Raw genomic sequence first — 10158 nt, forward strand, 5'->3', positions numbered from 1 at the left:
CGGCTGGCCGCCGAGCGGGCCACCCGCGTCGGCGCGCTCCTGTTGTTCGTGGGCGCCGTCCTCGCAGTCGTCGGTGTCGCGGCCGGCAGCCTGCCCCTGGTCATCGCCGGGGCGCTCCTCGGCGGCTCCGGGCAGAGTGCGGCCTTCGGCTCCTCCCTCCGCATACTAGGCCCGCTCGCGGACAACACGAGCCGGGGCGGCCTCTTCGCCGCGGTCTACCTCGTCGCCTACACAGCGTACGGCGCGCCGGTCCTCCTGGCGGGCATCGCCAGCGACTTCGTCCCGCTGACCACCACCGTCGCCGTCTACGGCCTGGTCGTAGCCCTTCTCGCCGCGACCGCGGTCCTCGCGCCGGCCCTGCGGTCGCGGCGGGGGGACCGCGCGCGGCACGGCCAGGAGGTCTGAGAGGCCGCGAGCGCGTGTGCGGAACCGTGCGTCATGGTGTCTCGGCGCGGATCACGGTCCGACGGCGGTCCACGGGCTCGGCAAACGCCTCACCGGCCGCGACGGACAGCGTCGCGGCCGGTGAGGCGGAGGGGCGTCAGTCGACGGAGAAGCGGGCCGTGATCACCGCCCGGGCCAGCGTGTGGCCCGAGAGGTTGAAGCCGAGGAACGCCGGCGGAACGCCGTGGTCGAGGCCCAGGCTCTCCACGTCCACGGCGTGGACGGCGATGTAGTAGGTGTGTTCGCCACTGCCGGCGGGCGGGGCTGCTCCCACGTACCGCCTCAGGCCGGCGTCGTTGGGGAGCTGCCAGGCCTTCTCCGGCAGTCCGGCACCCGACTCGTCGCCGGCTCCGGAGGGCAGCTCGCTGACCGTGGCCGGGATGTCGGCGACGGCCCAGTGCCAGAAACCGCTGCCGGTCGGGGCGGTGGGGTCGTAGACGGTGACGGCGAAACTCCGGGTCTCCTCGGGGAAGCCCGACCAGCTGAGCTGGGGTGAGGTGTCGGTGCCGCCGGCCCCGAAGACGCCGCTCGCCTGAAGAAGCGGAAGCCTTCCGCCGTCGGTGAAGTCGGTGCTGGTGAGCGTGAAGGAAGGAACTTTCGCGATGAGGTCGTAGGGAGTGGACATGGGACTTCCTCTCGGTGTGCGCGGGTGACCCGGAGTGCGGGCGCGTGCCGCCGCGTTTCTCGGCGCACGGCACGCGCTCCGGCCCTGGCCGGCTGTCGTTGGACGCGTGGTCGCGGTTGCCGCGACTGACATACATCGTCGCGAGCGGAGCGGGCGCGGTAATCCGTCGATTGACTGACGCGGGCGGAAAGGGGCGGTGGACCCGTCCGGGTACCGGCCCGACGGCCGTCGGCTCCGGGCCGGTGGCGATCGGCCTGACCGCTGGGCCGAGAGTGAGGGGTGCGGCCTTTGCAGGCGTTGGCGTGGGGGGTGATGGTCGCGGTGGAGCGGGGATCAGGCCGCGATGGTCTTGTACTCGACGTACTGGGTGAGGCCGACCGTTCCGAACTCCCTGCCGATGCCGCTGCTCTTGAACCCTCCGAACGGGCCGTCGAAGGAGAACGGGGCGCCGTTGACGGAGAAGGTGCCGGTGCGGATGCGCCGGGCGATCTCCAGGGCGCGGTCCTCGTCGGCCGTCCACACGCCGCCGCCGAGGCCGTACGGGGAGTCGTCGGCGATGCGGACCGCGTGGTCGTCGTCGTCGAACGGGATGACCACGAGCACCGGGCCGAAGATCTCCTCCTGTGCGATGCGCATGGAGTTGTCGACGTCGGCGAAGAGGGTGGGGGTGACGTAGTAGCCGTCTTCCAGACCGGCGGGGATCTCGGGGCCGCCGGTGACGAGCCGGGCGCCCTCGCGGATTCCCGTCTCGATGTACGAACGCACGCGCTCCTGCTGGTCCGCCCTGACCATCGGCCCGATGAAGGTGGCGGGGTCGGAGGGGTCGCCGACGGTCAGCGACTCGATCAGGTCCTTCAGCTTGGCCACGGCCTCGTCGTAGCGGCTGCGGTGCACCAGGATCCGCGTGTGCGCGACGCAGGCTTCGGCGTTGTTGGCGAAGGAGAGGAACTTCAGGCCCTCCACCATGGCGTCGAGGTCGGCGTCCTCCAGCACGATGGCGGCGGACTTGCCGCCGAGCTCCAGGCTCACCCGCTTGAGCTGCCGGCCGGCGATGGCCGCGATGGTGCGTCCGGCGCCCGTCGAACCGGTGAACGCGATTTTGTCGATGCCGGGATGGGAGATGAGGTATTCGCTGGTGGCGCGGTCGGCCGGCAGGATGCTGACCACGCCCTCCGGCACACCCGCCGCGGTGAGGATCTCCCCCAGCAGCAGCGTGACGAGGGCGTTCTCGGGTGATGCCTTGAGCACGACGGTGCAGCCCGCCAGGAGAGCGGGGACGACCTTGACGAGCGCGGACTGGTGCGGGGCGTTCCAGGGGATGACGGCCGCGACGACACCGACCGGTTCGCGGCGTACCAGGATACGGCCCGTGGCGCCGTCGGTCCGCGGCAGTTCCTCCTCCCACGGCAGGGCGGCCGCGGCGCGCAGGAAGGCTTCGGTCTGCTGGGAGAGCGCGGCCGCGGTCCAGCCGGTGAACCAGCGTGCGCTGCCGTTCTCGGCGGTGGTGAGGTCCGCGATCTCCTCGGCGCGCTGGGCGTAGAGGTCGTTGAAGCGGGCGATGACGTTCTGGCGTTCGGCCGGGGACAGGCGGGGCCAGGGACCTTCGTCGAAGGCCTTGCGGGCGGCGTCGACGGCGAGGTCCACATCGGGCTTGGTGGCCTCGGCGGCCAGCCCCACCAGGGACCGGTCGTGCGGGGAGCGGACCTCCAGCAGGTCCTTCTTGGCGGGCTCGGTCCAGCGTCCGCCGATGTACAGCTTGTCGTAAGTGATCACTGAGAGTCCTTCTCGCGGGTGTCGTCGCGCGGAAGCGCAGAGGCCGGGGAGGGGAGGGCATCTCGCCCGGACCAAGGCGTCCGACGGGGGCGGCCGGCCGTGTGGGCCCGGGAGGCGACACACCTTAAGAGAACAGCGTTCTCTTAGTCAAGAGAACGGCGTTTTGTTAACTTGGACGGGTAGCGTGGAACACGGGAGGACCCTTCACACAGGTCGCCATGGCTGAAAACGGCCGTATAGTACGATTGCTTTGCTTGAAGAAAGCGCATTCGCAGTGCGTCGTGGTGGCTACTGCCTGCGGGAAGAGTAGGTACGTGCACGTGATCGGGCGGGAACCGGAGTTCAGGCAGCTGACAACCCTCATCGACGCGGCGCGACTGGGACACGGCGCCTCGGCAATCGTGCACGGCGAAGCGGGTATCGGAAAGAGCAGGCTCGCATCCACGGTCGTCGAAGCCGCGTCCTCATCAGGCTTCACCCTTCTCTCCTGCCGCGGCATCCGTGGCGCCGGCGCGGCCGGTTTCGAGGGGTTGCACGAACTGCTGCTACCTCTGCTCGACCGGGTCGGCGCTCTGCCGCCGCGTCAACGGGCGGCCCTCGACGTGGCGTTCGGGGCGGAGGGGGAACCGGCGGATCGTTTCATCACCGGGCTCGCCACCTTCGGACTGCTGGAGGAAGCCGCGGCGCGAGGCCCCCTCGTGCTACTGGTCGAAGACCTGCACTGGCTCGACCGGTCGACAGCCGACATCGTCACCTTCCTCGCAGCCCGCATGAGCGTCATGCCCGCGCTGCTCCTGGCCACCAGCCGAGCCGATCCGATCTACCCGGATCACACACCGCACTTCAAGCATCACGTGCCACTGAGCCCGCTCGGCCAGGAGGACGCACTGGGCCTGGTGGCCCGGCACGCGCCCGCACTGACAGTGCCGCAGCGACACCGCCTGGTCGAGCGCGCCCGGGGCAACCCCCTCGCTCTGACCGTGTGGGCGGAAGACCCGTCGTGGCTCGAAGGACCACCGCACGCCGAGGGCGTTCGCGCCCCGATGGGCAGACGTCTGGAAGAAGCGTTCCTGGCCGAGGTCGCCCTGCTGCCCCCGACGACGCGGCACGCCCTCCTCATCGCCGCCGCGGCAGAGGACGCGAGCGGCTACGAAGTGCTCGCGGCGGCCCGCAACCTGGGCCTGGACCAGGGCGACTTCGCCCCGGCCGAGAGGTTCGGTCTGATCACACTCACGGGTGGCACGTACAAGTTCCGCCACCCGCTGGTGGGTTCGGCGGTCTACGACAACGCCGGTTACGACGCCCGCGCTCGCGTGCACACCGCACTGGCGACGGTCGTCGTCGATGCCGCACGCGCAGTCCAGCACCGGGCCGCCGCCATCGCCGGGTGGAACGAGGACGTCGCCGCCGAACTCGAGGAAGTCGCCGTGGCGACCGGCCGCCGGGGCGCACGGACCGAGGCCGCCGCCACCTGGCGACTCGCGGCCGCGCTGACGCCGGTCGCGGCGGACCGGGCGCGACGCACAGTGATGGCAGCGGAGGCCGCGCGGCAGGCGGGTACGGTGGACACCGCCGCCGCCCTGCTCGCCGAGGCGAGGCCGATCGTCGCCGACGAGGCGTCGACGGTGCAGTTCGCCCGCACCGAATGGATGGTCTCCCTCACCAGCACGACCCTTCCGGGCCGGAAGGGTGACGAACTCGTCGCGCTCTCACGGACACTCAGCGATCCGACCGACCGGATCGAGGCCCTCACCTGGGCGGCGGTGCGCAGCTACCTCCGCCAGGACTCCTCCGCCGACACCGCGGCGGCCGTGGCGGACGGACTCCGGCGGCCCGACATCGCCGTCACCGAACATCAGAGGGTGCTGCAGAGCATCGGCCTGGCCCTCGTCAGCCCGACGGACCGGATCACGTCCGTCGAGGAGGCGCTGTCGGTGTTCCAGCGGCAGATACGCGAGACGGACGCGACCCTGCTGAACTGCCTCGCGTTCGCCGTCGAGGACACCCATGACCTCACCGAGGCCGACCGCGTCTGGAGCGCCGAGGTCAACATGTTCCACCGGTCAGCGCGCACGAGCGACGAGACGGTGGCCATCGCCGGACGCGGCACGGTTCGCGTGAACGCCAACGCGATCGGCGCCGGCCTCGCCGACTCGGAGCACGCACTGCGCCTCAGCTCCGAGCTCGGTATGCCGGTGGTCGGGGCACTGGCAGCGGCGAACATCGCACGCGCACGGGCCTGGCGCGGCGAACACGAGCTCGCGACGGCGGCCCTGGAGACCTGTACCGAGCTGTCCGGACTGATGCCTTTCGCCAGGGTGGCGGCCATCGCGTCCTGGGCGTCCGCCCAGGTGGCGGCGAACGAACACCGTCCGGACGAGGCGGTCGCCCACTTGCTGGAATGCGTCGAGCATCCACCCATCGGCATCTGGGCGGGCGGCGACCTCGCCGACACCGCCGTACGCGCCGACCGACCGGAGGCGGTGGACGGCTGGCTCGGCATGGCGACGGCCGCCCTCACGAACAGCGACTCCGACCATCTGGCGATGCTCGTCGAACGGTCGCGCGGACTGCTTGCGCAGGGCGGCGACGCACGCGCCCACTTCGAGGAGGCGATCAGACGCGGCGAGCGGACAACCGCCTTCCTCGACCTGGCCAAGAGCCGGTTGTTCTTCGGCGAATGGCTGCGCCGGGAACGCCGCATCATGGAGGCGCGCGGCCACCTCGCCGCGGCGCTGCATGTCTTCGAGTCACACCACGCGTCGGCGCTCGCGCAGCGAACGGCACGGGAGCTCGGCGCCGCTGGCAGTACGGCTCAGCCGACACAGCCGCGCCAGACCTTCGACGCCGGCTCCGTGCTGACCGCGCAGGAACTGCACGTCGCCCGGCTGGCCGCCCAGGGGTACACGAACAGGCAGATCGCCGACCAGCTGTATCTCTCCCACCGCACCGTCGGAGCACACCTGTACAAGGTCTACGCGAAGTTGCAGATCAACCGGCGATCGCAGCTCGCCGCCGCCCTCGCGTCCGACACGCTCGACTGACGCGAGGCACGGCGCACCACCGCCGGGGTTCGGAGAACGGCCCTCGGTCCTACAGGAGATGGCCCGGCTCTACGCGAGGCGCGCGCCGCCGTCGACGTGCAGCACCGTTCCGGTGACGTACGGATTGTCCATGGCGAAGAGCACCGCCTCGACGACGTCGTCCGCGGTTCCGACGCGCCGTACGGGGTTGCTGTCGGCGATCTTCCGGAGGAATCCCGGCTTGGCGTCACCGAGCTTGTCCCAGGCACCGCTGTCGATGATGCCGGGGGACACGGCGTTCACGCGCAGCGGGGCGATCTCGACGGCCAGGGCCTGGACGAGGAAGGCCAGAGCGCCGTTGATGGTCGCCATGACCGTGCGCTCTCGCGCCGGACGCCAGGCGGCCACCCCGGAGAAGAAGGTGAGGGAACCACCCTGGCGTGCCTGACCGGCCAGGTGCTTGGCGATGAACAGGGGACCGATCACCTTCGCCGCGAAGGCCCGCCGGACGTCGACCGGGTCGAGTTCGGCCAGCGGCCCGTTGGCGGGAACCGCCGCTGTCGACACCAGGTGGTCGAAGGGGCCGACCTCGTCCGCCAACCGCGCGGCGGACTCGTCGTCGGTGATGTCGAACTCCACGGTCCGCCACGGGCCGGTCAGTTCACCGGCCGTGTCCTTCAGCTTGCCGAGGTCCGGTCCGGCGAGGACCAGTTCGGCGCCCGCGGCCGAGGCCGTCCGTGCGAGGTGCCGTCCGATCGCGGAGCCGGCTCCGATGACGACGATGCGCTGTCCGGAACGTTCCTGCGTGGTCACGCGAATCTCCTTGGGTGAAGCGCCGTGGCGCGGCCGATGTGGCACGAGCGTCACTCTTCTCCCCCTCACGCCGATGAAGCCAATGACTGTTTTCGTCGCTCCCCATAACTTCCATTCATGACAGCACGGGCAGTCACTGTCAGCTGCAACAGGTTGGCGTATCGACGCGTCACCCGGTCCGCAACGGCTGACGGCCCTCAGGAGGGACGGTCGGTGTCGTCCCCGCCCGGCGGCTCACTCCCCCGTCGGCGGGCGGCGGGCGGAGCGGTCGGCGGTGCGCAGGCGTCTGGCGACGTGCGCGGGCATCAACGGGGCGTGTTCCCCGAGGGTCTCCAGGAAGGACGAGGTGACCGGGTCCGGACTGGTGCGGGTGTATCCGGTCAGTCGCCGGCGCAGGGGCGGGTCGGGACGCAGGAACGCGCCGGCGAAATGCGGCGGGATGGCGTTGGCGGGCACGAGTGTGGGCCCGAGCCCGGCCGCCGCGTATCCGATGGCCGACGCGGCCTGTTCGGTACGCACCGCGACCCGCGGCCGGAACCCGGCCGCGTCACAGGCCCGTTCGAGGATGTCGGACAGGCCGCTGTCGGGGGTGAAGTGCACCCACTCCCGCTCGGCGAGGTCGGACAGCCGCACGTTCGGTGCCCGGTCGGAGAGCGCCACCGGGTCGTCGGACCGGGTGACGACCAGGAACTCCTCGGCGCCGATGTGCCGGGCGGTGCCCTCCCAGTCCTCCGGCAGCGGGCCCACGGCGACGTCGGCCTGGCCCGCGGTCATGGCCTGCGCCATCTCGTCGCTCCGGCGGTGTTCGAACAACCGGATGCGCACGCCCGGGTGCTCGCGGCGCCACAGCCCCAGGACCGTGGGCAGCACGCCCGAGCTGACCGAGTAGAGCGTGGCCAGGTGCAGCTCACCGGTGGAGACGCCGGCGGCGCGGCGCGCGGAGACGGTGGCCCGGCCGGCCTCGGCCAGCGCGGCCCGGGCGTGGGGCAGCATCGACCGGCCGGCCGGGGTGAGCCGCACGCCGCGCGGCAGCCGTTCCAGCAACGGCCCGCCGACCTCCCGTTCCAGCGCCTGGAACTGGTGGGAGAGCCCGGGCTGGGTGACGTTGAGGCTTTCGGCGGCGCGGGTGAACGATCCCTCGTCCACGATGGCCACCAGGTACTCCAGCTGTCGCAGCGTTGCCATGCCCCCAACTTATAGAGATCATGTCAAAGAATTCTTGGACTTATGGATTGGTACGGGAGCACGATGAACGGGTGCCGGGCAGCGGACGGCCCGAAGAGGTCGGAAGACTCCGGACGCCCGGTCACACACGGCGGAGTTTCCGCAGCTCAGGCGCGCATGTCCAAGGAGTCGTCATGTCCCCCTCCCGCTCGGAGCCGACCATCGCCGTGGGCAACGTCGCCCTGTCGTTCCACCGTGCCGCCGCCGCGGTCACGCGCCGCGTCCTGGAGGCCCACGGGCACCGGGTGAACAGCGTGGAGGCACCGCACGAGCAGTTGTTCCGGCTCCAGGAGGAGGGCGTCATCGACGTTCTGATCTCCGCGTGGCTGCCCTCCAGCCACGACACGTATCTCTCCCGCTACCGGGACCGGGTCCGGGTGCTGACGCCGCACTACCGGCCGTACTGCGTGTGGGCGGTGCCGCCCTACGTCCCCGAGGACGAGGTGCGGGAGGTCGCCGACCTGACGCGGCGGAAGGTGGCCGGGCGGATGACGAAGGTCATCGACGGCATCAACCCGGGTGCGGGCATCAGCCGTTTCTCCGCCCGGATGGTGGGCGCGTACGGTCTGGACGAGCTGGGCTACGTCTTCGCTCCCGGCACCGAGTCCGGGTTCCTCTCCCGGGTGGAGCGCGGCGTCGCCGCACGGGAGTGGTTCGTCGTCCCGCTGTGGCGCCCGCAGTACCTCAACCGCCTGTACGGCCTGCGCCCTCTGGAGGAGCCCAAGGGCCTGCTGGGCACCGTGGACGACGCCAGTCCGGTCATCCGGCTCGACGCGCTGGACCACCTGCACCCCGACGCGGTAGCCCGGCTGGACAGCCTGCACCTGGGCAATGACGGTGTCGAGGAGCTCGACACCCTGATCAACGCGGACGGCCTCACCCCGTTGCGGGCCGCCGACCGCTACCTCGCGAAGCACGGCCACGCCCTGACCGTGTGATCCGCCCAGCGGCGGCGCGCCCGTACACGACGACTTACCCATTCGAGCAGCACACGGAAGGCGAAGATTCTCCCATGAACAAGACCACCATGCGGGCCGTCGGTTACCGCGAGAGCCTCCCCGTCAGCGACCCGGAGAGCCTGGTCGACGTGGAACTGCCCGTCCCCGAGCCCGGCCCGCACGACCTGCTGGTGAAGGTCGAAGCCGTGGCGGTCAACCCCGTCGACTACAAGATCCGGCAGAGCAACGACCCGGGCGGCGAGACCAAGGTGCTCGGCTGGGACGCGGCGGGCACCGTGGTCGCCGTCGGCGAGAAGGTCGAGACGTTCGAGGCGGGCGACGAGGTGTACTACGCCGGCGCTCTGGACCGGGCCGGCGCCAACGCCGAGTACCACACGGTCGACGAGCGCATCGTGGCCCTCAAGCCCGCCTCGTTGTCCTTCACGGAAGCCGCGGCCCTGCCGCTGACCTCGCTGACCGCCTGGGAGGGTCTGTTCGAACACCTCGGCCTGGAGAACGGCGGACTGAACCAGGACGGTGCCCTGCTGATCACCGCCGCGGCCGGAGGCGTCGGTTCCATCACGGCCCAGCTGGCGCGTGCCCTGACCAGCCTGACCGTCATCGGCACCGCCTCCCGCCCGGAGACCGTCGAGTTCGCCACCCGCATGGGTGTGCGGCACATCGTGGACCACCGCGAGCCCCTGGTCCCCCAGATCGCCGAGGTGGCCCCGAACGGCCTGACACACGTGTTCAGCACCGCCAACACCGACGGCAACCTCGGCGCCTACGCCGAAGCCCTGCGGCCCTTCGGCAGGATCGTCGCCATCGACGACTTCGACTCCCTGCCCATCGGAGTGCTGAAGGCCAAGAGCATCTCCTACCACTGGGAGTTCATGTTCACCCGCTCTCTGTTCCAGACCCCCGACCAGGACCGGCAGCGGCACATCCTGACCCAGATCGCCCGCCTGGTGGACGCGGGCGTCATCACCACCACCGCCGTGAAGGACCTCGGCGGGATCAACGCGGCGAACCTCCGCGAGGCGCATCGCGTCATGGAGTCCGGCAGCGCCATCGGCAAGATCACCCTCACCGGCTTCTGAGCCGCCCGCCACATGCCGGTCGGCCGCGCAACACTGCCCCCGGGCGCTCATCACCTGCGTTCACGGGCATCGGCGACCAGAATCACTCGTCCGGCCGGTCCGCGGTGACGACAGTTGTTCCGGGCCGGGGGGGGGGGGGGGGGGGGGGGGGGGGGGGGGGGGGGGGGGGGGGGGGGGGGGGGGGGGGGGGGGGGGGGGGGGGGGGGGGGGGGGGGGGG

The 10158-nt window shown here is 71.2% G+C and carries 7 protein-coding genes and 1 pseudogene; 4 read left to right on the forward strand and 4 right to left on the reverse strand.

Annotation, left to right across the window (positions count from 1 at the left end; genetic code table 11):
* Positions 1-405 (forward strand): annotated as a pseudogene (locus tag ACZ4WH_RS43565) (MFS transporter); the annotation flags it as partial.
* Between the two features lie 136 nt (positions 406-541).
* Here ACZ4WH_RS43565 and ACZ4WH_RS43570 read toward each other — a convergent pair.
* Positions 542-1069, reverse strand: a complete 528-nt coding sequence (locus ACZ4WH_RS43570) for a YbhB/YbcL family Raf kinase inhibitor-like protein (protein WP_468191769.1) — start codon at positions 1067-1069, stop codon at positions 542-544.
* 333 nt (positions 1070-1402) lie between these two features.
* Positions 1403-2842, reverse strand: coding sequence for an aldehyde dehydrogenase (locus tag ACZ4WH_RS43575; RefSeq protein ID WP_468191774.1), 1440 nt, complete (start codon positions 2840-2842; stop codon positions 1403-1405).
* 218 nt (positions 2843-3060) lie between these two features.
* On the opposite strand from ACZ4WH_RS43575, the gene ACZ4WH_RS43580 reads away from it, so the two are divergent.
* On the forward strand, positions 3061-5886 hold the full coding sequence (locus ACZ4WH_RS43580; RefSeq protein ID WP_468191777.1) for an AAA family ATPase: 2826 nt from the start codon (positions 3061-3063) through the stop codon (positions 5884-5886).
* A 69-nt stretch (positions 5887-5955) separates the two neighbouring features.
* Here ACZ4WH_RS43580 and ACZ4WH_RS43585 read toward each other — a convergent pair whose 3' ends face one another.
* Complete coding sequence (locus tag ACZ4WH_RS43585) at positions 5956-6678, reverse strand: SDR family oxidoreductase (protein WP_468191779.1); 723 nt, start codon at positions 6676-6678, stop codon at positions 5956-5958.
* A 234-nt stretch (positions 6679-6912) separates the two neighbouring features.
* Positions 6913-7863, reverse strand: a complete 951-nt coding sequence (locus tag ACZ4WH_RS43590) for a LysR family transcriptional regulator (protein ID WP_468191782.1) — start codon at positions 7861-7863, stop codon at positions 6913-6915.
* Positions 7864-8036: 173 nt separating this feature from the next.
* On the opposite strand from ACZ4WH_RS43590, the gene ACZ4WH_RS43595 reads away from it, so the two are divergent.
* A complete protein-coding gene (locus ACZ4WH_RS43595) occupies positions 8037-8840 on the forward strand; it encodes a glycine betaine ABC transporter substrate-binding protein (protein WP_468191784.1) in 804 nt (267 codons plus the stop codon).
* A 74-nt stretch (positions 8841-8914) separates the two neighbouring features.
* Positions 8915-9940, forward strand: coding sequence for a zinc-binding alcohol dehydrogenase family protein (locus ACZ4WH_RS43600; RefSeq protein WP_468191786.1), 1026 nt, complete (start codon positions 8915-8917; stop codon positions 9938-9940).
* Positions 9941-10158: the final 218 nt, after the last annotated feature.

The organism is Streptomyces sp. NPDC029138 (genome assembly GCF_055564375.1).

Coding starts and splice junctions, on each gene's coding strand:
- ACZ4WH_RS43570 (WP_468191769.1), bottom strand. CDS start 1,069: ATGTCCACTCCCTACGACCTCATCGCGAAAGTTCCTTCCTTCACGCTC.
- ACZ4WH_RS43580 (WP_468191777.1), top strand. CDS start 3,061: ATGGCTGAAAACGGCCGTATAGTACGATTGCTTTGCTTGAAGAAAGCG.
- ACZ4WH_RS43590 (WP_468191782.1), bottom strand. CDS start 7,863: ATGGCAACGCTGCGACAGCTGGAGTACCTGGTGGCCATCGTGGACGAG.
- ACZ4WH_RS43595 (WP_468191784.1), top strand. CDS start 8,037: ATGTCCCCCTCCCGCTCGGAGCCGACCATCGCCGTGGGCAACGTCGCC.
- ACZ4WH_RS43600 (WP_468191786.1), top strand. CDS start 8,915: ATGAACAAGACCACCATGCGGGCCGTCGGTTACCGCGAGAGCCTCCCC.